The following is a 22804-nucleotide window of genomic DNA, read 5'->3' on the forward strand; positions in this document are numbered from 1 at the left end:
GGACCTCAGTCCTCGTGCGTGGGTTCGGGTCGTGCCCCGGACCGGGGCCACGGCAGTGCTCGACGCGCCATACGACCTGCTCCAATGGCCGCCCCGTTTGCGGCACTCCCGACACGTCTCAGTCCGGTGCCCGTCGACGTCAGGATCGTCGGACGCGAGCGGATGACGAGTGGGGGAAGGTCGAGCGCTGCGACGTAGTCTGCCGGGGCCGGTCCGAACGCGAGACGGGAGTTCTGCACGATACGCCGGCCGAGCAGGTTGTTGCCGGTGCCACCGACGACAGCACCGATGCCGAACGGAATCGCCCGGCCTATGATGCTCGCTCCGCCGCGCGCGGCGAACTGGCGGACGAACACCCGCTTGAGTCGGTCGGCGAGCGGGCCGACGACGGAGCGGGGGAGATTGGAGGCGATGAGTTCGCCCCAGTATGCGGTTCGTGGCGCAGCCGTGCCGTCGAGTTGCCCGGCGAGCTGGCGCACGAGCTCTGAGCCTTCGCGCCCGAGCATCATCGTGAGCACGAGCGCTCGGGCCCTGTCGGGTTCGTCGACCGCAATCCCGTGGAGCTCGCTGAGCGATTGGGCGTACAGGGCAGTCGCTTCGAGGAACCCGGCGGTCTCGAGTCCGGACAGGGCCAACGTGATGCCGGTGCCGATGCTGGGGACAACGGCGGTCACGCCGACGGCGGCTCCACCGGTGGTGACCGCCGCCAGGTAGCGGCGCTCGAGGATCGTGGCGAGGTGTGCCGGCGTGGCTCCGGGGTTCCGGCGACGAATCGATCTCAAGTGTGCGAGCACGACGGGGCGCTGGATCGCGAGGAACCGATCGATTCCGCGGTTGAGTACGGGGGGCGTCTGACCCCCGCGCGGCGTTCCCCCTGTGGACGAGACGATCGGTTTCGGTGTGCGTGCCATCGAACCCGAGTCTACGTCGCACCCCGAATACATGTATTGTCAGCATTGTGTACTTGTGGCATGAACAGTAGAGGCGGATGCGCTCTGGTCTCCCAGGCTTGGGACGAATAGTCATGATGTATGCCTGAACCACATTCGCAAGCCGCCCGCCTGTTCGGTGAACGTGTCCGAGACGCCCGGCTGGCGCTCGGCCTCAGCCAGGAGAGCATCGCCGACCTCGCCGAGATGCACGTCACCAATTTCGGCAAGATCGAACGCGGTGTCGCCAACCCCAGCCTCCACACGATCGTGCGGATCGCGGCGGTGCTGGGCGTGGACCCCGCGACCCTCGTCGGCGGTCTCGGTCAGGGTGACCTGCCCGTGCGGATGCACGCGCTCACCGCCGCCGAGTACATGCGCGAACGGAACCTCCGGGCGGGCACTGCGGGCTGACAGTCCGTCAGAAGCTCACCTGCCACAGGTACTCACCGCCGTCGGGAGCGAACCAGCGGATGACGACGATCGTGTCATGGGCCGGGTCGGGACCGCCGACCGTCGCTCGGATCACGCCACCCGGATGCACGACAGAGGGTGCCGCGACCTTCAGCCGCGACCTCCCGCAGACGCTGACCGTCACACCCCGGAGCGCGTGGTCGGCGATGTTCCGGATGCGGTAGTGGGGTGTGGCCTCTCGTTCCACTTGCCAGGGGACGCGGTAGGCGGCCGGTCGGTGTCGGAACGGTGTGGGGATGCGCGGAGTTCTGCGTCGGATCATGCGGCCACGCTATGTCCGGCATCCGACCATCTCACCGGTCGCGCCGTCGCCGTCGACGATTTCTGGGGACACGGCGAAGAACTCGTCCGCTGTGGAGGAGACGACGACGAGAAAGCCGGCTCAGACGCCGTAGTCGGTGTTGTACAGCGCGAGGACGTCGTCGATCGGACCGTCGAGCACCAGCTTGCCTTTGTCGAGATAGAGGCCGCGAGAGCAGAACCGGCGCAGGTCCTTCTCGTTGTGCGAGACGAAGAACAGCGTGCGGCCGCCCTCGAGAAGCTCTTCGATACGGGCGTAGCACTTCTCCCTGAACCCGCGGTCGCCAACCGCGAGCACCTCGTCGACCAGGATGATCGGCTCCTCGAGCCGCGAGATCACCGAGAAGGCGATCCGCACCTTCATTCCGCTCGACAGGTGCTTGTACGGCGTGTCGACGAAATCCTCGATCTCAGCGAACCCGATGATGTCCGCGAAACGGTCGTCGATCTGGCTCCGGGTCATCCCGTGGAGGCCGGCGGTCAGGTAGACGTTGTCGCGGACCGTGAGGTCGTCGACGAATCCACCGGTGATCTCGATCAACGGGGCGACGCCCTCGGCCACGACGACTGCGCCTTCGTCGGGAAGGACGACGCCTGCCACGAGCTTCAGCAGCGTCGACTTGCCCTGACCGTTGCGGCCGACCACGCCGATCGCCTCACCGGCCTGCACCGTGAAGCTCAGGTTGCGCAGCGCCCAGAACTCATCGGGCTTGCTGCGGCGGTTGCTCGACGAGAAGAGGTCCTTGAACAGTCGTCGCCCGCCGCGATTGCGACGGAAGCGGATGCCGATCGATCGCGCCTCGATCACCGGTGCACTCATCAGATCTCCTTCAGCACAGCGCGTTCGCAGCGCTTGAAGACGAAGAAGCCGAGGGCGAGGAGGAGCAGCGACACGAAGGCCGCCACCCCGACGAGGAACCAGTCGAGCTCCTGGGGGAAGAACGCGGACCGGTACAGGCTGAAGATTCCGGTGAGGGGATTGAACGCGGCCCAGAAGTGCCAGCTGAACAGCGTGTCCGCCTGCTGGCCGACGGAGGATGCGCAGTGTTTCGCGGCCACGGCCGTGGTGCAGCCGCCCGGGAGATCCCGCGCGCTGTAGATGATCGGGGAGGCATAGAAGAGGAACCGGAGGAACAGCTTCACCGCCCGTTCGAGGTCGCGGAAGAACACGACGAGCGGTGCCACGATCATGCCCACCCCGACCGTCAGGATCGTCTGGATCAGCACGGCGAGCGGGAAGAACAGGATGTTCCAGTTGAGGGATGCGTGACTCACGATCGCGAAAAGTGCGATCACGGGCAGCGACGCGAGGAACTCGATCCCCTTCGACAGCACGAGGCGATTGACCCAGATGGTACGAGGGATCGTCGTCGAGCGGATCAGCTTCGCCTCCCGCAGGAAGGCTCTCGTGCAGTCCGAGATGGCACCGTTGAACCACATCCAGGGCAGGAGCGCTGCCAGGAGGAACACGATGTACGGGTCCTCGCCGACGGAGCGTTTGAAGATCTGGGTGAAGACGAACCAGTAGATCGCGCTCATCACCAGGGGATCGAGGATCGACCAGAAGTAGCCGAGAGCGCTCGTCGAGTAGCGGACACGAAGATCGCGCTTGGTCAGGAGCCACAGCGAGTGGCGATAGCGAGCAGAACGCGTCCGCTGGCCGGGGCGCACTTCAGCGTATGTACTCACGAAAACCCATCGTATTGGTCAGGCTGCGCAAGGAAGGGCGCAGCACGCATCGGCGACCATACGACTATACGAACAGATTCGCCCTCTCGAGGTCTTCCGCGAAGTCGACCTCGACCGCGTACAGGTCGGAGATATCGACCGGCTCGACGAGCATGCGGTCCTGCTCGATCGCGAGCTCGATGCCGCGCTCGAAGTAGTCCTGGTCTCCGACGCGCTGGAGCTGGCGGAGGAGGGCTGCCTTGTCGCCGCTCGACACGTAGTTGATGCCGACGGCCTCGCCCAGTCCGTTCTTGACGGTCTTCGAGAGCTCTTCGATGTAGCCCTCAGCGCCGGTCGTGTACTTGACCTCTTCGTCAGCAACGGACGAGGTGTTGACCGTCACGAAAGTCTGGTCTCGTGCGACCATCGCGGCCGCGCGGTCGAGCACGGTGGGGTCGAAGACGACGTCGCCGTTCATCCAGAGCACGCCGCCGGCGGTCGATGCCTGGAGGGCGCGCATGAGGCTCTTGGAGGTGTTGGTCTGGTCGTACATCTCGTTGTAGACGAAGGATGCGTCGGGGAACGCCTCGATGATGTGCTCGAGCTTGTAGCCGACGACGATCGTCACCTTGGCGGCCTTGCCGAAGGCGTGGTGGATGTTGTCGAACTGCTGCTGCATGATCGTGCGGCCATCACTCAGCTCGGTGAGGGGCTTCGGGAGGGTTCGGCCGAGCCGGCTGCCCATTCCGGCCGCCAGAATCACTACCTGCGTGGTCATAATCGTCTCCTTGTGTTCCGTGCGACCCCTGGCTTCGCCAGCGTCGGCCACGCGAACCGCATCCCCCAGAGGAGCGTTCACCCGGCGTTAATCCGCACTTACGCGTATCGACACCCCTTTATGCCGTCGCCAGTTTACCGATGCACCCCTTCGAGGGGCAGGGGTAGTCGAGGTCGTTGCGCACTCGTGATATTCCTCACAGGACTTTCCTAGGTGCCATTTCGCGGGTAACGACGCATTTCCGGGGGTGCAGAACTGCACAACTTCGTGCGTATGGGACGCGGATGGGAGACCGGCTTGGTACGTTAGCGGAGTGAGTTTCGAGCGCCCACCTTCTGACAGCCCCGAGTCCTCCGAGACGCCGGAAATGAAGGCGAGCGCTCCGCGGGCGTCCACACGCCGGGCGAGTTCGTCCCGATCGACGAGCACGCCGGCGAAGGCTCCCGCAACCACTCCGTCGAAGCGTGCGACCCCGGCCGCTCGACGCACATCCACCCGTACTCCCGCGGACCGGAAGCGGGATGAATCCGACGAGGCCGCAGTCGAATCGACGGTCGTCGCCGAGTCATCGCCGAAATCCGCGGAGCCGGCCGCGCAGGCCGACGCCGCCGCGAACGTCGCGGAGTCGCCTGCTGCGCCGGCGGCTCGATCGCGCAAGCCGGCGACTCGCAAGCCCGCTGCGCGGTCGACGACGCGAACGACGAACGCAGGGGCGCCGGCCGCCCGATCCACGACGTCCGAAGCTGCCGAGCAGCCACCGGTGAAGACACCCGTTCGCAAGCCGGCCGCCTCGCGGACCCGCGCCGCCGCCCCGGCGTCCCAGCAGAAGCCGGCCGCGTCCCGCACACGAACCACCAAGCCCGTGGAGGCCGCCCCCGCTCCGGCGATGAGCGTCGAACCGGCTGTCGACATGGCGCCCGCGGTGGTGCCGGTCGTCCGGGAGGAGCCGGCGGAGGCGGCTGTCGTCGAGACTGCTCGCGTCGAGGAGACTCCGGTCGTCGAGAGGACTCCGGTCGTCGAGAGGACTCCGGTCGTCGAGGAGGCGGCTGTCGCCGAGGCGCCGGTTGTCGAAGCACCGGCTGTCGTGGCGGCACCGTCCGGCGAGGCGCTGGTTGTAGCGGACGTGCCGGTCGTAGCGGACGTGCCGATCGTCGAGGACGTGCCGATCGTCGAGGACGCCGTCGTCGCTGTCGAGCCCGCGCGCGTCGACGCGTCCCCGGTCGTGGACGAGGCTCCGGCGGTCGACGAGGGCACTGTCCTGGTGGAGGGTGAATCGACGGTCGACGAGGAGCTCGCCGAGCTCGCTTCATCGTCTGCTGTCGTCGCCGCGACGACCGAGACCCCGGTCGCTCCCGATGCGACCACCGCCCCGATCGTGCTCTCGTTGTCCGGCCTTGTGAAGCGGTTCGGGGACAACGTCGCGGTCGACGGAGTCTCCCTCGATGTGCGTCGTGGTTCCTTCTACGGAATCGTCGGACCGAACGGCGCGGGCAAGACGACCACGCTCTCCATGGTCACCGGACTGCTCCGGCCCGACGCCGGCCGCGTTCTCGTTCACGGTGTCGACGCCTGGGCCGACCCGGTCAAGGCCAAGCGCACGATCGGAGTGCTGCCGGACAAGCTCAGGCTCTTCGACCGGCTCACCGGAGCGCAGCTCCTCTACTACTCAGGGACGCTGCGCGGGCTCAAGAACGACGTCGTCCGGTCACGCTCCGCCGACCTCGCGAGAGCGCTCGGCATCGAGGATGCGCTCAACCGGCTCGTCGCCGACTACTCAGCCGGCATGACGAAGAAGATCGCTCTCGCGGCCGCCATGATCCACTCGCCGCGGCTCCTCGTGCTCGACGAGCCGTTCGAATCGGTCGACCCCGTGTCGGCGGCGAACGTGATCGACATCCTCCAGCGTTATGTCTCCGCCGGTGGAACCGTGGTGCTCTCCAGCCACGGCATGGACCTCATCCAGCGGGTCTGTGACAGCGTGGCGATCATCGTGCGGGGCCGGGTGCTCGCCGCAGGGACGGTCGACGAGGTCCGCGGTGAGGAGACGCTCGAAGAGCGCTTCGTCGAGTTGGCGGGCGGGCGCAAAGCTGCGGAAGGCATGGAGTGGTTGCACAGTTTCTCGGATTGAAGCTCCGCCTGATGGCGAACGCTTTCCGGCGCAGCCCGTGGCAGGTCTTCGGCCTCGTGATCGGACTGACCTATGGCCTGATCATCACCATCGTGGTCGTGCTCTCGCTGGCAGGTGCGCGGCTGTCGTCGGACGTCGCAATCGTGCACACCGTGCTGACAGTGATCGGATCGGTCGTGGTCGTGGGATTCATCCTGCTTCCGCTCGTCTTCGGAGTCGACGACACGCTCGACCCCCGCAAGTTCTCGCTGTTCGGCATCCAGAGCCGGCAGCTCGCAACCGGGCTCGCGCTCGCGGCTCTCATCGGCATCCCGTCACTCGTGCTCACGATCTGCTCGTTTTCCACAGTGATCACCTGGTCGCGCGATCCCGGCTCGGCGTTCGTGGCGCTGGTCTGTGCGGCGCTCGCCGTCCTCACCTGCGTGCTGGCGTCACGGATCTCGACCTCGGTCGCATCGTTCCTTCTCGCGACGAGGAGATCGCGTGAATTCGGCGGCCTCGTCGGCGTCCTGATCGTCGTCCTCATCTCGCCCGTTGTCATCCTGCTCCTGACGATCGACTGGGGCCGCGACGGCATGCGCGTGCTCAACGGGTTCGCCGGCTGGCTCGCCTGGACGCCGCTCGGCGCGGTCTGGTCGGCGCCGGGGGCTGCGGCCCAGGGCGACTGGGGCGCAGCGGTGCTCCAGGTGCTCATCGCAGCCGCGACGCTCGGTCTCCTCTGGCTCGCCTGGGCGGCACTGGTGGCGCGGATGCTCGTGACCCCGCAGCGCGAGGCCCAGGCCAAGGCCTACGCAGGGCTCGGATGGTTCGATCGCCTCCCCGGGGGACCGACCGCCGCCATCGCGGCACGCTCGATCACCTATTGGGGCCGTGACGCGCGGTACTGGATCGCTCTCGTGATGATCCCGATCTTCCCTGTCTTCATCGTCGTCGCGCTGACCGTCGCCGGTATCCCGCCGCACTACACAGCGCTCCTGCCACTGCCGATCATGTGCCTCTTCCTCGGCTGGACGATCCACAACGACATCGCCTTCGACAACACGGCGATCTGGCTGCACATCGTCTCCGGCACCCGCGGGCTCGCCGATCGGGTCGGGCGGATCTTCCCTGTCGTGCTCATCGGCATCCCCCTGATCGCGATCGGTTCCGTGGTGACAGCGGCCGTCTTCGGAGACTGGGTGGTGCTGCCCGCGGTAGCCGCGTTGAGCGGCGCCCTGCTCCTGATCGGAATCGGTCTCTCCAGCGTCGCCTCCGCGATGTTCCCGTACCCGGCCACAAAGCCCGGCGACAGCGCTTTCGCACAGCCTCAGACCTCCGGCGCCTCAGCCGCCCTGGTCCAGTCGCTCAGCTTCTTCGCGATCATCCTCCTGGCGGCACCGATCATCGCGACGTTCGTGCTCGGCCTGGTCGTTGCGCAGTTCTGGATCATGGTGTCGCCGGTCGTGGCCGTGCTCATCGGTTTCGGGGCACTCTTCGGAGGGCTCTACGCCGGCGGAAGGATCTTCGACCGTCGAGGCACCGAGCTGATGGCGTTCGCCACCCGGAACGACTGAGCGCGGGCCGACCTACACTGGAAGCATGTACGACGCGAGCATTTCCGAACCCGGTGGCATCCCCGACGGGGGCGGTACGACCACCCTCGACCGCGAGCTCGAGGAACTGATCCAGCAGGAGAACATCGAGCCCGGAGACCACGAGCGGTTCTCGCACTACGTGAAGAAGGAGCAGATCCTCGAGTCGGCGATGACAGGCAAGCCCGTCAAAGCGCTGTGCGGAAAGATGTGGACGCCCGGTCGCGACCCGCAGAAGTTTCCGGTCTGCCCGACCTGCAAAGAGATCTACGAGAAGCTGAACGACGCTTGACAGCCTGCCGCTAGACGAAGATCGTCGGCAGCACCGGGTCGCCCCGTCCGAGCCGGAAAGCCTGCTCGGGGAGTTCCGCCATCGCAGCAGCACGATGCTCCCGCGCGCGTGAGACGCCGTCCGCACCGACATAGCGGCGATCGATGACGCCATCCGCGATCAACGGAACCAGGAGGTCGCGGCCGCGATCGGACACCTCGTCACCGTCACCGATGATATGGATCGCCTCGGCGACAGCACGGCCCGACTCGTCGAGCCTGCGCACCGGATGCTTCCGCCCCGCGACGCTCACTTTGCCTTCAGACTTCTTGGCGACAGGAATCCAGTCGCCGACGTGTCCGCGCGGACGATGGGCCACCAGTTTGTAGACCATTCCCGAAGCGGGGAAACCGGAGCCGGTGACGACGGACGTTCCGACGCCGTACGAATCGACGGGGGCGGATGAAAGCGCCGCGATCGTGAATTCGTCGAGATCGTTCGTGACGGTGATCCGGGTCCCGGTCGCGCCGAGCGCGTCCAGCTGAGCGCGGACCTTGCGGACCAGCGAGGGCAGGTCGCCGGAGTCGAGCCTCACGGCACCGAGTTCGGGACCGGCGACACGCACCGCGCGTTCGATGGCCCGCTCGACATCGAACGTGTCGACGAGCAGAGTCGTGCCGGGGCCCAGCGCCGCCACCTGGGCACGGAAAGCATCCTCTTCCGAATCATGGAGGAGGGTGAATGCATGCGCCGCCGTTCCCATCGTCGGAACGCCCCACGTGCGCCCGGCTTCCAGGTTCGAGGTCGCGCTGAACCCGGCGATGAAGGCGGCGCGCGCAGCGGCAACGGCCGCGCGTTCGTTCGCGCGGCGCGAGCCCATCTCCGCGATCGGCCGGCCCGCCGCCGCCGTCACCATCCTCGCGGCGGCACTCGCAACGGCCGAATCGAAGTTGAAGACGCTGAGGATCAGGGTCTCGAGGATCACCCCCTCGGCGAAAGGCGCGTCGACCACGAGGAACGGTGAACCGGGAAAGTAGACCTCGCCCTCACGGTAACCGCTGATCGAACCGGTGAAGCGGTAGTCGGCGAGCCAGTCGATCGTCGCATCCCTGACCACCCGCGCGCTCCGCAGCCACTCCAGCTCTTCGTCGCCGAAGCGGAACTGTTCGATGAGCTCGAGCAGGCGACCCGTTCCGCCGATGATGCCGTACCGGCGGCCGGGCGGCAGGTGTCGGGTGAAGGCTTCGAACACGCACTCGCGATCGTGGGTTCCGGCCAGCAGCGCGGCATCCAGCATCGTGAGTTCATAGCGGTCGGTGAGGAGGGCGGATGAACCGGACACGGGGCAAGCCTAGCGAGCGGGTCGATCCAATAGGCTGGCTTCTTGTGACCGATGCACCGATTGGAATCTTCGACTCCGGTGTGGGCGGGCTGACCGTCGCCCGCGCAGTTCGCGACCAGCTCCCGGGGGAGTCCATCCTCTACGTCGGTGACACGGCCCACTCGCCGTACGGGCCCAAGCCGATCGCCGAGGTGCGGCGATACTCGCTCGAAGTCCTCGACTTCCTCGTCGATCAGGGCGTCAAGCTCCTCGTCATCGCGTGCAACACCGCCTCGTCCGCCATGCTGCGGGATGCCCGCGAGCGGTACGACGTGCCCGTCGTCGAGGTGATCCAGCCTGCAGTGCGACGCGCGGTCGCCGCGACGAAGACCGGCAGGGTCGGTGTGATCGGAACCACGGGGACCATCAACTCGCGCGCCTACGAGGACGCCTTCGCCGCCGCCCCCGACCTCCAGCTCTTCAGCCAGGCGTGCCCGCGATTCGTCGAATTCGTCGAAGCGGGGGTGACCAGCGGGAACGAACTGCTCGCGGTCACGGCCGAGTACCTGCAGCCTCTCCGGGATGCGCAGGTCGACACGCTCGTGCTCGGCTGCACCCACTATCCGTTCCTCAAGGGAGCGATCTCCTATGTCATGGGCGAGGGCGTGACGCTGGTCTCGAGCGACACGGAGACGGCCAACGACGTCTACCGCATCCTGGTGGGGCGGGGGCTGGAGCGGACTGCGCCCGGTACTCCGAGCATCCGCTACGAAGCGACTGGAGTGGATGCGGAAGACTTCCTCCGCCTCGCGCACCGGTTCATCGGACCGGAGGTGGCGAGTGTCGACCTGGTGCGCACCGGCACGCTCGACCTCGGCGCGATCGCCGCGCACTCCAGCGGGAAGATAGTCTGACCCGGTGAACGAAATCATCCGCGCCGACGGGCGCACCACCGACCAGTTGCGCCCGATCACCATCGAACGCGGATGGAGCCGCCAGGCCGAAGGCTCGGCCCTCATCTCGTTCGGGGACACGCGCGTCCTCTGCACCGCCTCGTTCACGAACGGCGTGCCGCGGTGGATGGCCGGCAAGGGCAAGGGCTGGGTCACCGCGGAATACGCCATGCTCCCGCGCTCGACGAACGACCGCATGGACCGTGAATCGGTCAAAGGCAGGATCGGCGGCCGGACCCACGAGATCAGCCGCCTCATCGGGCGGAGCCTGCGTGCCGTCGTCGACATGAAAGCCCTCGGCGAGAACACGATCGTCCTCGACTGCGACGTGCTCCAGGCCGACGGCGGAACCCGCACCGCAGCGATCACCGGTGCCTATGTCGCGCTCGCCGACGCGCTCGAGTGGGGCCGTGAACACCGCTTCATCGGGCAGAAGGCGACGCCGCTTCTCGACTCGGTGGCGGCGGTGTCGGTCGGCATCATCGACGGCGAACCGATGCTCGACCTCGCGTACGTGGAGGATGTGCGCGCCGAGACCGACATGAATGTGGTCGTGACCGGGCGCGGACTCTTCGTCGAGGTGCAGGGCACCGCCGAGGGCGCGCCGTTCGATCGCCGCGAACTCGATTCGCTCCTCGACCTCGCGCTCTCCGGCACCACGACGCTTGCGGGCATCCAGGCCGCAGCGATCGCCGAGACGCGTTGACCCTGCGGGTGGTGCTGGCGACCCACAACGCCCACAAGGTCGAAGAATTCCAGCACATTCTCGGGGCATCGGCTCCTGAGCTCGAGATCGTCGCGTACGGCGGCCCTGAGCCGGTCGAAGACGGTGTGACGTTCGCCGAGAACGCGCTCATCAAGGCGCGCGTCGCTTCTGCGGACACGGGCCTTGCGGCGCTCGCCGACGACTCCGGGATCTGCGTCGATGTCATGGGTGGCGCACCCGGCATCTTCTCTGCGCGCTGGGCCGGACGACACGGCGACGCGGTCGCCAACAGGAGGCTGCTGCTCGATCAGCTCTCCGACCTCGGTGAGGGCAAGCGGGCAGCGCATTTCACGGCGACGATCGCTCTCGTCCTGCCCTCCGGCGTGGAGACCGTGGTGGAGGGCGTGTGGCCGGGAGCGCTCGCCATGAGCGAGAGCGGCGAGCATGGGTTCGGTTACGATCCCGTGTTCATCCCGGAGGGCTACGACCTCACCGTGGCGGAGCTCGCACCGGCGGTGAAGAACGCGGAGAGCCACCGGGCACGGGCGTTCGCGAAGCTGGTGCCGGTCATCCGCGCCCTCCTGAATTCCTGATGAGAACGGCACTCATTCCCAACTGTGCTCAGCCTCTGGTGGCGGGGCCGCCGCGCGCATACCGTTGAATCACCATGGGTCATGATCACGGGCATTCCGCCAACCGCAACCGACTCCTGATCGCGATCGGGATCGTCGGTTTCGTGCTGGTCGTCCAGGCCGTCGGTGCCTGGATCAGCGGCTCGCTCGCCCTGCTCGCCGACGCCGGTCACATGCTCAGCGATCTCACCGGCCTGATCATCGCCCTCATGGCGACGATCGTCGCCGCACGGCCCGCGAGCGATCGGCAGACGTTCGGCTACCGGCGCGCTGAGGTCTTCGGCGCACTCATCAACGGGCTGATCCTCGTGGGGGTCGCGGTCTTCGTGACGATCGGCGCGATCGGGCGCCTGCTCGCGGCGGGCCATCCGGAGGTGCAGAGCACCCCGATGCTCATCGTCGCGATCATCGGGCTGGTGGCGAACTCCGTCGCACTGGTGCTGCTCCGCCCGGCGGCAGGCCACTCGATCAACATGCGCGGCGCGTACCTGGAGGTCTTCGGCGACCTGGTCGGGTCGCTCCTCGTGATCGTGGCGGCGCTCGTCATCATGTTCACGGGCTTCGTCCCGGCGGATGCGATCGCGTCGCTGGTGATCGCCGCGCTCATCCTTCCCCGCGCTTTCGTCTTGTTGCGCGATGTCGTTCGCGTGCTCAGCGAGTCGGCCCCAGCGGACACGGATGTCGCCCAGATCCGCGAGCACATCCTCGGCACAGCGGGCGTGGTGGATGTTCACGACGTGCACGTCTGGGCGATCACCTCAGGAGCACCGGTGTTCACGGCCCACGTGGTGGTCGACGCGCAGGTGTTCCGTTCGGGTGCGACCGGAAAACTGCTCGACGATCTGTCAGAGTGCCTGTCGAGTCATTTCGATGTGGAGCATTCGACGTTCCAGCTGGAACCCGCCGAGCACGCCGCCCACGAGGACGAACTGCACCGCTGACAGTCCGCTCGGGGGCAGGTCAGCGTTCGGACGGCTTCTTCTCGAAGACGGCCGGGTCGAGGGTGACGTCGGCGTCCGTGGGGAGCGCTTGTGCGTCGGCGGCCTTCTGGAGGGCCGCCTTCTTGGCTTTGCGCGTGGACTGGATGTAGTGCCACAGGGTCGGAACCAGGGTGGCGACGACGGCGCCGAGCAGGATGACGTCGATGTACTTCTGCACGAAATCCGCGACCGGTGGGATGTATCCGATGGCGAAACCGAAGTAGGTGAGGCCTGCGCCCCACAGGACGGCGCCGATCGCGTTGTAGATCGAGTACTTCTTGTAGTTCATGTGCCCGACACCGGCGGCCACGGGTGCGAAGGTGCGAACGATCGGGACGAAACGGGCGAGGATGACGGCGAGTGCGCCGAACCGTTCGAAGAACGCGTTGGTGCGGCGCACGTTCTCCATGCTGAACAGTCCGGTCTCTTTGCGTTCGAAGACGCTCGGACCGAACTTGTGCCCGATCAGGTAGCCGACTTCACCGCCGAGGAACGCCCCGACGGCGATGGCGAGTCCCACCCACCAGATGTCGACACCGAAGACGAGCGACGTGTGGGTGAGCAGGCCGGAGATCACCAGCAGCGTGTCGCCGGGAAGCAGGAACCCGACCAGAAGACCCGTCTCAGCGAAGACGATCGCGGAGACCACGACCAGCGCCCATGGGCCGGCCGAGTGGATGATCACATTCGGGTCCAGCCACGGAATGAGTGCAGCGTGATGGATCAAAATTCTCCAGGGGTGATTTCTCGGGTCGAGGGAATGCTCAGAGTTTAGCTGCGCGCACCTGCGGAATCGATGCGAATCCTATGCGGCGCCCGAAAGATCATCCTGAGGTCGCACTGCGACGGAAGGCCTCGAAGAATTCAGGAAAGCAGGGAGGGCCGGGGTGCTGGTGGCGCATCCGACCAGGAGTTTGGTCCTGTGACAGCTCGCGCGTACCGCATCAGCGACGGATGTCTCCTGAATTGCTGAAGCACCGGCGCTGGAGACGGGGTGCGGGAGAAGGGACGTGAACCCTCGGAGTCTAGAAAGTGCGGGAGAAGGGACGTGAACCCTCGGAGTCTAGAAAGTGCGGGAGAAGGGACGTGAACCCTCGGAGTCTAGAAAGTGCGGGAGAAGGGACGTGAACCCTCGGAGTCTAGAAAGTGCGGGAGAAGGGACGTGAACCCTCGGAGTCTAGAAAGTGCGGGAGAAGGGACGTGAACCCTCGGAGTCTAGAAAGTGCGGGAGAAGGGACGTGAACCCTCGGAGTCTAGAAAGTGCGGGAGAAGGGACGTGAACCCTCGGAGTCTAGAAAGTGCGGGAGAAGGGACGTGAACCCTCGGAGTCTAGAAAGTGCGGGAGAAGGGACGTGAACCCTCGGAGTCTAGAAAGTGCGGGAGAAGGGACGTGAACCCTCGGAGTCTAGAAAGTGCGGGAGAAGGGACGTGAACCCTCGGAGTCTAGAAAGTGCGGGAGAAGGGACGTGAACCCTCGGAGTCTAGAAAGTGCGGGAGAAGGGACGTGAACCCTCGGAGTCTAGAAAGTGCGGGAGAAGGGACGTGAACCCTCGGAGTCTAGAAAGTGCGGGAGAAGGGACGTGAACCCTCGGAGTCTAGAAAGTGCGGGAGAAGGGACGTGAACCCTCGGAGTCTAGAAAGTGCGGGAGAAGGGACGTGAACCCTCGGAGTCTAGAAAGTGCGGGAGAAGGGACGTGAACCCTCGGAGTCTAGAAAGTGCGGGAGAAGGGACGTGAACCCTCGGAGTCTAGAAAGTGCGGGAGAAGGGACGTGAACCCTCGGAGTCTAGAAAGTGCGGGAGAAGGGACGTGAACCCTCGGAGTCTAGAAAGTGCGGGAGAAGGGACGTGAACCCTCGGAGTCTAGAAAGTGCGGGAGAAGGGACGTGAACCCTCGGAGTCTAGAAAGTGCGGGAGAAGGGACGTGAACCCTCGGAGTCTAGAAAGTGCGGGAGAAGGGACGTGAACCCTCGGAGTCTAGAAAGTGCGGGAGAAGGGACGTGAACCCTCGGAGTCTAGAAAGTGCGGGAGAAGGGACGTGAACCCTCGGAGTCTAGAAAGTGCGGGAGAAGGGACTTGAACCCTCACGCTCGAAAGCACAGGAACCTAAATCCTGCGTGTCTGCCAATTTCACCACTCCCGCTGACGCGGTAACAGGTTACCGTGTCACGCCAGCAGGTCTTCGACGATGGGCCGTACGCGGGTTCCGTAGAGCTCGATCGCCTTCATCAGGTGGTCGTGGCTGAGCGTTCCGTTGCTGATCTTGAGATCGAATCGCGACAGTCCGAGTCCCTTGGCTGCGTATGCGATCTTGCGGGCGACCGTCTCCGGTGAGCCGACGACCAGTGCGCCGTCTTCGCCGGCCTCGTGCTCGAAACGGGCTCGCGTCGCCGGCGGCCAGCCGCGCTCGCGACCGATCCGGTTCGTCATGGCCTCGTAGTGCGGCCACAGGATCTCCTTGGCCTCGTCGTCCGTCTCGGCGATGAAGCCGGGGGAGTGCACGCCGATCGGCAGGCCGGGTTCGCGACCGAACTGCTCGAGTGCGCGCTGGTAGAGCTCGGTGAGCGGCTGGAAGCGCATGGGCCCGCCGCCGATGATGGCGAGCATGAGCGGAAGGCCGTAGTGCGCAGCCCTGACCACGGACTCCGGGCTGCCGCCGACACCGACCCACGTCGTGAGGGGACCGTGTTCGAGTTTCGGATAGATGGACTGGTTGTCGAGTGAGGCACGCAGCCCACCGGTCCAGGTGACAGGCTCTTCCTTGCGCAGCTCCGCGAACAGGTTCAGCTTCTCTTCGAACAGCTCTTCGTATTGCGCGAGGTCGTATCCGAAGAGCGGGAACGACTCGATGAAGGAGCCGCGACCGAGGATGACCTCCGCGCGTCCGCCGGAGACACCGTCGAGCGTCGCGAAGCGTTCGAACACACGGACCGGGTCGTCGGAGCTGAGCACGGTGACTGCCGTGCCGAGGTGGATGTTCGTCGTGCGCCCGGCGATCGCGCCGAGCACCACCTCCGGCGCGGACACCGCGAAGTCTTTGCGGTGGTGTTCGCCGATCCCGATGAAGTCGAGTCCTACCTGGTCGGCCAGCACCCCCTCGTCGACCACGTTGCGCAGCACCTGCCCGTAGCTGAGCGGCTGACTGTCGGATCCTTCGGTCACGTCGCCGAAGGTGTCGATGCCGAGTTCGAGTGTGGCCATGATCGCAGTCCCGTCTCTATGTATGCGTTTGCATGCATCACAACCGGTGTGGATGCGCGACTATTCCGCTCAGGCTATTCGGTGCGCGGGTGGCGGGCTTTCGGCACGTAGCGGGGGATGTAGCGGGTGAGCAGGACGGCGCCTGCGAGCCCGACGATCCCCAGGACCCCGCTCGCGAACGCGATCGAGACGACGGCCGTGAGCAGCGATACGACGAGGGGCGCGACGGCCGATCCAGCATCGCCCGAGAAGCGCCAGGCTCCGAGGAACGGAGCCGGCTGCTCCTTGGGTGCGAGGTCGGCGCCGAGTGTCATGAGGATGCCGCTGCCGACGCCGTTGGCGAGGGAGAGGAACATCGAGACCGCGATGTACCAGCCGACGTTCGTGGGCAGGTCGTGGGTGAAGGCGAGGACGAAGAAGCCGAGGCCGAGCCCGACCATCGACGGGATCGCGCTCCACATCCGCCCGAACCGGTCCATGATCTGACCGCTCGAGTAGAAGAGGGCGAAGTCGATCGCCCCCGCGATCCCGATGATGAGTGCGGTGTTGCTCTCGCTGATGCCGATGCTGACCGCCCAGAGCGGCATGAGCACCGTACGTGCGGAGCGGAGCGCGGCGATCAGAGCGATGCCCGTGCCCATCCGTGCCAACACAGCGCGGAACGACCAGATGGTGCGGAAGAGTCCCTGCGTGCGCTCCGCCGCATCCTCTTCTCCTTCGCTCCTGCGCACGCCGTCGGCGCCGACCTCCGTCGCCGGAGGGCCGAACATGGTCTCCGGGTCGGGGAGCGCGATGAGCACGATGACCGAACCGAGGCAGCTGACGATGAAGATCCAGAAGACGGACTGGGTGCTCCCGGTCAGCTGGATGACGACGGACGCGATGAGGGGACCCACGAACCAGCCGGCCCGGAAGATGCCGCCGAGGGTGGACAGCGCCCGCGCACGGTAGCGCACCGGCACGTAGGTGGTCATGAACGCGTGGCGGGCCAGCGCGAACACCGCGGTCGCGAGGCCGACGACGAAGATTCCGACGGTGAGGACCAGCGGGTCGGGTGCGACCAGGCACACGATCACGCCGGCGATCGCCAGCATGGCTGCCCAGATCATGGATGTGCGCTCGCCGAAGCGGCTGACCACCCACCCGCTCGGGATGTCGCCGACCAGTTCGCCCACCATGATCATCGAGGCGATGAAGCCGGCGAGCGCGAGGCTAGCACCGAGGTTGTTCGCGGCGATGGGGATGATCGGAATGATCGCGCCTTCGCCGATCGAGAAGAGCAGCGTCGGCAGGAAGGCGGCCAGAGCGACGGATCGGAAGCTGAACGCGCGCTCTTCGGTAGCCATTGCTTATCAGACTACAACTATCGAGCGCTCCGCCACGGGTCGGCCGCCGGACGCGGAACGGTAGGCTGGGACCGCCATGATTGAACTTGATCTCTCGCAGCAGATCGCCGAGCTGCGCTCCACCTTCGGCGACATCCGAGCCGTCGTCGATGTCGACAAGCTCACCGCCGAGATCGCCCGCCTGAGCGAAGAAGCAGGCGCACCCGACCTGTGGGACGACACCGAGCACGCCCAGCAGGTGACCAGCGCACTCAGCCACCGCCAGACCGAGCTGGCCCGGATCACGAGCATCGAGCAGCGCCTCGACGACCTCGAGGTCCTCGTCGAACTGGCGACCGAGGGCGAAGGCGACGCCGAGTCGGCCGACGAGGCACGCGCGGAGCTGGAGTCGCTGCAGAAGACGCTCGGCGACCTCGAAGTGCAGACGCTGCTGAGCGGTGAGTACGATCCGCGCGCCGCCGTGGTCACCATCCGCGCAGGTGCCGGAGGCGTGGATGCTGCCGACTTCGCCGAGATGCTCCTGCGGATGTACTTGCGATGGGCGGAGCACCACAACTACCCGACGACGGTGCTCGACACCAGCTACGCCGAAGAGGCGGGAATCAAGTCGGCGACCTTCGAAGTGGACGCGCCGTACGCGTTCGGCACGATGTCCGTCGAGGCAGGCACCCACCGGCTGGTGCGGATGAGCCCGTTCAACTCTGCGGGCAAACGGCAGACGAGCTTCGCCGCCGTAGAGGTCGTTCCGCTGATCGAGCAGACGGAGTCCATCGACATCCCCGACAACGACATCCGTGTCGACGTCTTCCGCTCGTCGGGCCCCGGCGGACAGTCGGTCAACACGACCGACTCCGCTGTGCGCATCACCCACCTGCCGACCGGCATCGTCGTGAGCTGCCAGAACGAGAAGAGCCAGATCCAGAACCGGGCCGCGGCGATGCGCGTGCTCCAGTCGCGCCTGCTGCTGCTCCAGCGGGAGCAGGAGGCCGCGACGAAGAAGGAGCTCGCCGGTGTGATCACGGCGAGCTGGGGCGACCAGATGCGCAGCTACGTGCTCGCGCCCTACCAGATGGTCAAAGACCTGCGCACCGAGTTCGAGGTCAACAACCCCTCGAACGTCTTCGACGGCGACCTGGACGGGTTCATCGCCGCCGGGATCAGGTGGCGCGCAGGAGCGAAGGCCGTCGCTTAGAACAGCCTTCGCAGTTTGTGTGTCGCTGCTGCATTTGGAGCCGGCTCTGCTTAGGCTCAAGGGGTCATGATTCGGTTCGATCACGTATCCAAGCAGTACTCGGGCACAACGCGCCCTGCGCTCAATGCCATCAACCTCGAAGTGCTGCGCGGAGAGTTCGTCTTCCTCGTCGGTGCGTCCGGCTCGGGCAAATCGAGTTGCCTGCGGCTGATCCTCAAAGAGGAGAAACCGACAAAGGGCAAGATCCATGTCCTCGGTCAGGACCTGGGAACGATCTCCAACCGCAAGGTGCCGTACTTCCGGCGCAACATCGGCGTCGTCTTCCAGGATTTCCGGCTGCTGCCGAACAAGACGGTCTTCGAGAACGTCGCCTTCACGCTCCAGGTCATCGGCAAGTCCCGTGGTTTCATCCAGGAGGCTGTGCCCGACGTGCTCAAGATGGTCGGTCTCGACGGGAAGGCCGCCCGTCGCCCGCACGAGCTCTCGGGTGGTGAGCAGCAGCGCGTCGCGATCGCGCGCGCGGTCGTGAACAAGCCCCAGGTGCTCCTCGCCGACGAGCCGACCGGAAACCTCGACCCCGCGACGAGCGCCGGCATCATGGCGGTGCTCGAGCGGATCAACGCCGGCGGCACGACCGTGCTCATGGCGACCCACGAAGCCGGGATCGTCGACCAGATGAAGCGTCGCGTGATCGAGCTCGTGAACGGTCAGATCGTCCGTGACGAGCGGCACGGCGGCTACGGCTTCACAGCCGCCATCCCGACGGCTCACATCGCCGTCCCGGACGAGCCGGCCGACGCTGTCACCCGCAACACGGCTCCGACGCGCATCCCCGCCCACCAGGCGCCCGAATCCGTGGAGCCGCCGGTCGCCGCGGCGCAGACCTTCATCGACCCCGTGCCCCGCTACGAGGAAGCGCCGAGCGAGCCCGTCGCCGAGCAGGAGCCGGCCCCGGCGTTCGCGCCGGCGCCCGAGTTCGAGCCGGCCACAGCATCCGCCGCCGCGACGAACACCGGGCAGGTGAGCGCACATTTCGCGGCTCCTCCCACCCAGCCGATCATCCGGCCGCGGCTCACCGACCACGAGCTCCCCGAGCAGCTGAGCCTTGCCGAGAAGCTCGGCCTGAGAGCACCCGGCGGCGATGACGATCCCGGCGAGCAGAATGTGGGGCCGACCAAATGAGGTTCGGACTGATCTGGTCCGAGGTCGTGAGCGGCCTCCGGCGCAACATGTCGATGGTGATCTCGGTCATCCTCGTGACGTTCATCTCGCTGACCTTCGTCGGCGCAGCCGTGCTGCTGCAGATGCAGATCGGCCAGATGAAGACGTACTGGTACGACCGGGCGCAGGTCGCGGTCTACATGTGCACGGCGACGGACGCGTGTCCGGGCGGCGAGGCGTCCGCCGAACAGATCGCGGCCGTCAAGACGCAGCTCCGGTCCGCCACTCTGACCCCGTACATCCAGAAGTTCTACTTCCAAGACCACCAGGCCGGCTACGAGCAGTTCAAACAACAGTTCAAAGGCAACCCCGTCGCCGACTTCGTAACCCCTGACCTGATTCCGCAGACATTCTGGGTGAACCTCAAGAACCCGTCGCAATCCGACGTGCTCACCGAGACCCTGTCGTCGCTCGCGGGAGTGCAGAGCGTCGTCGATCAACGCAGCTATCTGGACCAGATCTTCTCCATCCTCAGCGCCGCCAGTTACACGGCGATCGGAATAGCAGCACTGATGCTGGTCGCGGCCGCCCTGCTGATAGCCACGACCATCCGTCTCTCCGCCTTCTCGAGACGCAGGGAACTCGGGATCATGCGGCTCGTCGGCGCCTCCAACCGGTTCATCCAGACGCCATTCGTGCTCGAGGGGGTGTTCGCCGCCCTCATCGGATCGGTGCTGGCCGCAGGGGCGGTGTTCGCGATCGTGCACTTCTTCGTCCGCGGCTTCCTCGCGCAGCGCATCATCTCGATCAACTTCGTGGGCGACAACGATGCGCTGGTCGTCGTGCCGATTCTGCTGCTCGTGGGAGTCGTGCTCGCAGCGGTCTCCGCCAACTTCGCCATCACGCGCTACCTCAAGGTCTAGACGCGATAGACTGTCTGGCTCGCGAAAATACGCGAGCACCCATCGAGTTCGTTCAGGAGTGAGCTGTGCCCAGAGAGCGTGGCCAGAAGGTCGTGGCCACCAATCGCAAAGCCCGCCACGACTACACCATCGAAGACACCTATGAGGCCGGCCTGGTCCTTACGGGAACCGAGGTGAAGTCGTTGCGGGCCGGTCGTGCATCTCTGGTGGACGGCTACGCGTTCGTCGACGGCGGTGAAGCGTGGCTCGATGCCGTGCACATCCCCGAGTACGCCGACGGCACCTGGAACAACCACGCGCCCCGCCGTAAGCGCAAGCTGCTCCTGCACAAGGCGCAGATCCTCAAGATCCACAACAAGATCAAAGAGGGCGGCTACACCCTGGTTCCGCTGTCGATCTATTTCAGCGACGGCCGTGCGAAAGTCGAGATCGCTGTCGCGAAGGGCAAGCGCGAATACGACAAGCGACAGGCACTGCGGGAGCGCCAGGACAAGCGCGAAGCGGACCGCGCGATGTCCAGCAGGCGCCACCTGGGGGAGTAGGCGTTGCCCGCCGACGGAATCCACGCCAGAGTGGACGGGATGAAGACGGCACGACGCATCCCCGTTCCCGGCACCTACAATTTCCGCGATGTCGGCGGCTATCCGGTGAGCGGTGGCACCATCCGATCAGGCAAGCTGTTCCGCTCCGACGGAATCCACGCCCTCGGCGAATCGGGCAAGCAGGTGCTTCGCGAGTTCGGGATCGGCGTCGTCATCGACCTCCGCGACGATTTCGAAGCCGAGGCGATGCCCGATGATCTCGGCGGACTCGACGTGCAGCTGGTGCGGCTTCCGGTCTTCGAAGGCTCGGGCGCGTCTCAGGAGACCGTCGGCATCAGTCTGGAGGCGCTGTACGAGCGCATCCTCACACTCCACGCGGATTCGGTGATCACGGCCCTGCGCGAGATCGCCCACTCGGGCGACGACGCCGTTCTGGTCCACTGCACCGCGGGCAAGGACCGCACCGGCATCGTCGTCGCGCTCGCCCTCCTCGCGGTGGGAGTCGACCGCGAGACGGTCATCGCCGACTACGCCGAATCGGAGGCGAATCTCAGCGGTCCCTGGCTGGAGTCCATGGTCGAGCTGATCCGGAGCCACGACGTCGAGGTCACGCCGTCGCTGCGGGTCCTCCTCGGCGGCAGCCCTCCGGAGGCACTCCGCAGCGCGATCACCGCGATCGTGAAGGAGCACGGCAGCGTGCGCCAGTACCTGCTGGAGACGGGTCTCAGCGAGCTAGACCTCGCATCCCTCCGCTCCGTGCTCGTCGAGCCCAGCTGAGTCAGCGCTGCCGCCCGCCGCGTGGCGTCGCCTGCGCGCCCGAGGTCGGTCCGCAGCGCGTCTGGGTGTCGATGCAGGCAGCGACGTCCCTGTCGATCACGGACTGCGTCCAGCCGTTCATGAAATCGACGTGACCGGTGACCATCGGGCCTGTCGTCGACGGACCGGTCGACAACGTGAGGCCGGCCGCCGTGCTGGTCGGGTACGCGACATGGAACACGATCTGCGGGATCTGCACCGGATGCGACGCCGGGCACGCGCCCGACGCATCCGTGTAGACCACGTTCGTCCGAGCGTGGCCGTCGAGCGTGCGGCCATCCCAGCAGTTGGGGAACGTCGCGATCAGCCGCAGCCGGCCCGTCGCGCAGTCGTGGGGGAGGGCGCTCGCCTTCGCGCCGCGCTGACCCGCCGCGCCGGTACAGGTCCAGTCGATGTGCTTCGGGTCCTGTGGAGCGGTAGCGAGTTCGTCGCCTGCGATCATCGTGAGACCGGCGGGCATCGTGTGGACGCCGCGGGCGGTGGCCGCGGGCGCCCTCCAATAGATCAGCGCGCGGTCCGGTGTGAGCACGGCTCCGTTCTGGCGAAGCACCGGTGTCCAGTAAGCGGATGCGTCCGCGGAGGTGGAACAGGATGTGCTGCCGCCGACGAGTGAAGCTGTGGTGCTCGACGCGGTCGGCCGCTCGTTGCCGAAGAAGTCGTGGCCCATGGACATCCCGGTCATCCCCGGCATCATGATCGGGTCGTCGTCTGCCGTGCGGGTCCGGGCGCACGTGTCGGTGAAGATGCCGGGATTGCGACCGCCCGACGGGAAGCCCGCGATCGAGACGCCGTCGACGGTGTCCGCGGAGGACGTCGAGGACTTCCCGGCGGCCGATGATGGGACCGGATGAGTGACTACCGTCGTGATAGCTGCGGTCGCGGCAGCCGTACCGGCACACAGCGCGGCGACGCTG

24 protein-coding genes and 1 tRNA gene are annotated in these 22804 nt (G+C 66.2%); 14 read left to right on the forward strand and 11 right to left on the reverse strand.

Annotated elements, in window-relative coordinates; translation table 11 throughout:
* Positions 1–5: 5 nt before the first annotated feature.
* Positions 6–911, reverse strand: coding sequence for a hypothetical protein (locus ACV7NN_RS18250; protein ID WP_463350972.1), 906 nt, complete (start codon positions 909–911; stop codon positions 6–8).
* Positions 912–1031: 120 nt separating this feature from the next.
* Between ACV7NN_RS18250 and ACV7NN_RS18255 the strand changes: the two genes are divergently transcribed.
* On the forward strand, positions 1032–1343 hold the full coding sequence (locus ACV7NN_RS18255) for a helix-turn-helix domain-containing protein (protein WP_463350973.1): 312 nt from the start codon (positions 1032–1034) through the stop codon (positions 1341–1343).
* Positions 1344–1350: 7 nt separating this feature from the next.
* Here ACV7NN_RS18255 and ACV7NN_RS18260 read toward each other — a convergent pair whose 3' ends face one another.
* From ACV7NN_RS18260 to ACV7NN_RS18275, 4 genes are all read right to left on the reverse strand, one after another.
* The gene (locus ACV7NN_RS18260; RefSeq protein ID WP_463350974.1) at positions 1351–1665 is read right to left on the reverse strand and encodes a hypothetical protein; all 315 of its coding nucleotides are present in this window, start codon (positions 1663–1665) and stop codon (positions 1351–1353) included.
* Positions 1666–1785: 120 nt separating this feature from the next.
* Positions 1786–2523 carry an ABC transporter ATP-binding protein gene (locus ACV7NN_RS18265; protein WP_463350975.1) on the reverse strand — a complete coding sequence of 246 codons (738 nt, stop codon included), beginning with the start codon at positions 2521–2523 and terminating at the stop codon, positions 1786–1788.
* Positions 2523–3392 carry an ABC transporter permease gene (locus ACV7NN_RS18270; RefSeq protein WP_463350976.1) on the reverse strand — a complete coding sequence of 290 codons (870 nt, stop codon included), beginning with the start codon at positions 3390–3392 and terminating at the stop codon, positions 2523–2525. Before ACV7NN_RS18270 ends, ACV7NN_RS18265 begins: the two co-directional genes overlap by 1 nt.
* 64 nt (positions 3393–3456) lie before the next feature.
* Positions 3457–4149 (reverse strand): phosphocholine cytidylyltransferase family protein, encoded by a 693-nt coding sequence (locus tag ACV7NN_RS18275; RefSeq protein ID WP_463350977.1) that lies wholly within the window; start codon positions 4147–4149, stop codon positions 3457–3459.
* Positions 4150–4516: 367 nt separating this feature from the next.
* Here ACV7NN_RS18275 and ACV7NN_RS18280 point away from each other — a divergent pair, with 367 nt between their 5' ends.
* Genes ACV7NN_RS18280 through ACV7NN_RS18290 form a run of 3 tightly spaced genes read left to right on the forward strand, consistent with a single transcriptional unit; the run spans position 4517 to position 8140 of the window.
* Entirely contained in the window at positions 4517–6277 is a 1761-nt protein-coding gene (locus tag ACV7NN_RS18280; protein ID WP_463350978.1) for an ABC transporter ATP-binding protein, read from the forward strand.
* An 11-nt stretch (positions 6278–6288) separates the two neighbouring features.
* A complete protein-coding gene (locus tag ACV7NN_RS18285; RefSeq protein WP_463350979.1) occupies positions 6289–7830 on the forward strand; it encodes a hypothetical protein in 1542 nt (513 codons plus the stop codon).
* 25 nt (positions 7831–7855) lie between these two features.
* The gene (locus ACV7NN_RS18290) at positions 7856–8140 is read left to right on the forward strand and encodes a DUF3039 domain-containing protein (protein ID WP_463350980.1); all 285 of its coding nucleotides are present in this window, start codon (positions 7856–7858) and stop codon (positions 8138–8140) included.
* Positions 8141–8150: 10 nt separating this feature from the next.
* On the opposite strand, the gene ACV7NN_RS18295 is transcribed toward ACV7NN_RS18290, so the two are convergent.
* Entirely contained in the window at positions 8151–9461 is a 1311-nt protein-coding gene (locus ACV7NN_RS18295) for a nicotinate phosphoribosyltransferase (protein ID WP_463350981.1), read from the reverse strand.
* Positions 9462–9505: 44 nt separating this feature from the next.
* On the opposite strand from ACV7NN_RS18295, the gene murI reads away from it, so the two are divergent.
* The 4 genes from murI (at position 9506) to ACV7NN_RS18315 (ending at position 12672) form a co-directional block, all read left to right on the forward strand.
* On the forward strand, positions 9506–10354 hold the full coding sequence (gene murI / locus ACV7NN_RS18300; RefSeq protein WP_463350982.1) for a glutamate racemase: 849 nt from the start codon (positions 9506–9508) through the stop codon (positions 10352–10354).
* A 4-nt stretch (positions 10355–10358) separates the two neighbouring features.
* Complete coding sequence (gene rph, locus ACV7NN_RS18305; RefSeq protein ID WP_463350983.1) at positions 10359–11099, forward strand: ribonuclease PH; 741 nt, start codon at positions 10359–10361, stop codon at positions 11097–11099.
* Entirely contained in the window at positions 11096–11692 is a 597-nt protein-coding gene (gene rdgB, locus ACV7NN_RS18310; protein WP_463350984.1) for an RdgB/HAM1 family non-canonical purine NTP pyrophosphatase, read from the forward strand. Before rph ends, rdgB begins: the two co-directional genes overlap by 4 nt.
* Positions 11693–11766: 74 nt before the next feature.
* On the forward strand, positions 11767–12672 hold the full coding sequence (locus tag ACV7NN_RS18315) for a cation diffusion facilitator family transporter (RefSeq protein WP_463350985.1): 906 nt from the start codon (positions 11767–11769) through the stop codon (positions 12670–12672).
* A 19-nt stretch (positions 12673–12691) separates the two neighbouring features.
* Here ACV7NN_RS18315 and ACV7NN_RS18320 read toward each other — a convergent pair whose 3' ends face one another.
* From ACV7NN_RS18320 to ACV7NN_RS18335, 4 genes are all read right to left on the reverse strand, one after another.
* Positions 12692–13438 carry a DedA family protein gene (locus ACV7NN_RS18320; protein ID WP_463350986.1) on the reverse strand — a complete coding sequence of 249 codons (747 nt, stop codon included), beginning with the start codon at positions 13436–13438 and terminating at the stop codon, positions 12692–12694.
* Positions 13439–14770: 1332 nt separating this feature from the next.
* Positions 14771–14852 (reverse strand) — tRNA-Leu (locus ACV7NN_RS18325).
* Between the two features lie 23 nt (positions 14853–14875).
* Positions 14876–15913: an LLM class flavin-dependent oxidoreductase gene (locus ACV7NN_RS18330; RefSeq protein ID WP_463351323.1), complete on the reverse strand. Its 1038-nt coding sequence runs from the start codon at positions 15911–15913 to the stop codon at positions 14876–14878.
* A gap of 71 nt (positions 15914–15984) precedes the next feature.
* The gene (locus ACV7NN_RS18335) at positions 15985–17256 is read right to left on the reverse strand and encodes an MFS transporter (RefSeq protein WP_463350987.1); all 1272 of its coding nucleotides are present in this window, start codon (positions 17254–17256) and stop codon (positions 15985–15987) included.
* Between the two features lie 76 nt (positions 17257–17332).
* On the opposite strand from ACV7NN_RS18335, the gene prfB reads away from it, so the two are divergent.
* The 5 genes from prfB to ACV7NN_RS18360 all read left to right on the forward strand — a co-directional run bounded on the left by prfB (position 17333) and on the right by ACV7NN_RS18360 (position 21851).
* Positions 17333–18448 (forward strand): peptide chain release factor 2, encoded by a 1116-nt coding sequence (gene prfB, locus ACV7NN_RS18340; RefSeq protein WP_463350988.1) that lies wholly within the window; start codon positions 17333–17335, stop codon positions 18446–18448.
* A gap of 66 nt (positions 18449–18514) precedes the next feature.
* On the forward strand, positions 18515–19630 hold the full coding sequence (gene ftsE, locus ACV7NN_RS18345; protein WP_463350989.1) for a cell division ATP-binding protein FtsE: 1116 nt from the start codon (positions 18515–18517) through the stop codon (positions 19628–19630).
* Positions 19627–20532, forward strand: coding sequence for a permease-like cell division protein FtsX (ftsX, locus tag ACV7NN_RS18350; protein WP_463350990.1), 906 nt, complete (start codon positions 19627–19629; stop codon positions 20530–20532). Before ftsE ends, ftsX begins: the two co-directional genes overlap by 4 nt.
* Positions 20533–20597: 65 nt before the next feature.
* Entirely contained in the window at positions 20598–21074 is a 477-nt protein-coding gene (smpB, locus tag ACV7NN_RS18355; protein ID WP_463350991.1) for an SsrA-binding protein SmpB, read from the forward strand.
* 39 nt (positions 21075–21113) lie between these two features.
* A complete protein-coding gene (locus ACV7NN_RS18360) occupies positions 21114–21851 on the forward strand; it encodes a tyrosine-protein phosphatase (RefSeq protein ID WP_463350992.1) in 738 nt (245 codons plus the stop codon).
* A 1-nt stretch (position 21852) separates the two neighbouring features.
* Here the strand turns inward: ACV7NN_RS18360 and ACV7NN_RS18365 are convergent, their stop codons facing one another.
* Positions 21853–22572 (reverse strand): DUF1996 domain-containing protein, encoded by a 720-nt coding sequence (locus tag ACV7NN_RS18365; RefSeq protein ID WP_463350993.1) that lies wholly within the window; start codon positions 22570–22572, stop codon positions 21853–21855.
* Between ACV7NN_RS18365 and ACV7NN_RS18370 the strand changes: the two genes are divergently transcribed.
* On the forward strand, positions 22556–22741 hold the full coding sequence (locus ACV7NN_RS18370) for a hypothetical protein (RefSeq protein ID WP_463350994.1): 186 nt from the start codon (positions 22556–22558) through the stop codon (positions 22739–22741). The genes ACV7NN_RS18365 and ACV7NN_RS18370 overlap by 17 nt on opposite strands.
* The last annotated feature ends 63 nt before the right edge of the window (positions 22742–22804 follow it).

The organism is Leifsonia sp. Ger2509, from assembly GCF_055231915.1.

Coding starts and splice junctions, on each gene's coding strand:
- ftsE (WP_463350989.1), top strand. CDS start 18,515: ATGATTCGGTTCGATCACGTATCCAAGCAGTACTCGGGCACAACGCGC.
- ACV7NN_RS18315 (WP_463350985.1), top strand. CDS start 11,767: ATGGGTCATGATCACGGGCATTCCGCCAACCGCAACCGACTCCTGATC.
- ACV7NN_RS18290 (WP_463350980.1), top strand. CDS start 7,856: ATGTACGACGCGAGCATTTCCGAACCCGGTGGCATCCCCGACGGGGGC.
- ACV7NN_RS18370 (WP_463350994.1), top strand. CDS start 22,556: ATGGACATCCCGGTCATCCCCGGCATCATGATCGGGTCGTCGTCTGCC.
- ACV7NN_RS18275 (WP_463350977.1), bottom strand. CDS start 4,149: ATGACCACGCAGGTAGTGATTCTGGCGGCCGGAATGGGCAGCCGGCTC.
- ACV7NN_RS18255 (WP_463350973.1), top strand. CDS start 1,032: ATGCCTGAACCACATTCGCAAGCCGCCCGCCTGTTCGGTGAACGTGTC.
- ACV7NN_RS18250 (WP_463350972.1), bottom strand. CDS start 911: ATGGCACGCACACCGAAACCGATCGTCTCGTCCACAGGGGGAACGCCG.
- ACV7NN_RS18260 (WP_463350974.1), bottom strand. CDS start 1,665: ATGATCCGACGCAGAACTCCGCGCATCCCCACACCGTTCCGACACCGA.
- ACV7NN_RS18360 (WP_463350992.1), top strand. CDS start 21,114: ATGAAGACGGCACGACGCATCCCCGTTCCCGGCACCTACAATTTCCGC.
- ACV7NN_RS18280 (WP_463350978.1), top strand. CDS start 4,517: ATGAAGGCGAGCGCTCCGCGGGCGTCCACACGCCGGGCGAGTTCGTCC.
- ACV7NN_RS18335 (WP_463350987.1), bottom strand. CDS start 17,256: ATGGCTACCGAAGAGCGCGCGTTCAGCTTCCGATCCGTCGCTCTGGCC.
- ACV7NN_RS18365 (WP_463350993.1), bottom strand. CDS start 22,572: ATGACCGGGATGTCCATGGGCCACGACTTCTTCGGCAACGAGCGGCCG.
- ftsX (WP_463350990.1), top strand. CDS start 19,627: ATGAGGTTCGGACTGATCTGGTCCGAGGTCGTGAGCGGCCTCCGGCGC.
- ACV7NN_RS18285 (WP_463350979.1), top strand. CDS start 6,289: ATGGCGAACGCTTTCCGGCGCAGCCCGTGGCAGGTCTTCGGCCTCGTG.
- prfB (WP_463350988.1), top strand. CDS start 17,333: ATGATTGAACTTGATCTCTCGCAGCAGATCGCCGAGCTGCGCTCCACC.
- ACV7NN_RS18265 (WP_463350975.1), bottom strand. CDS start 2,523: ATGAGTGCACCGGTGATCGAGGCGCGATCGATCGGCATCCGCTTCCGT.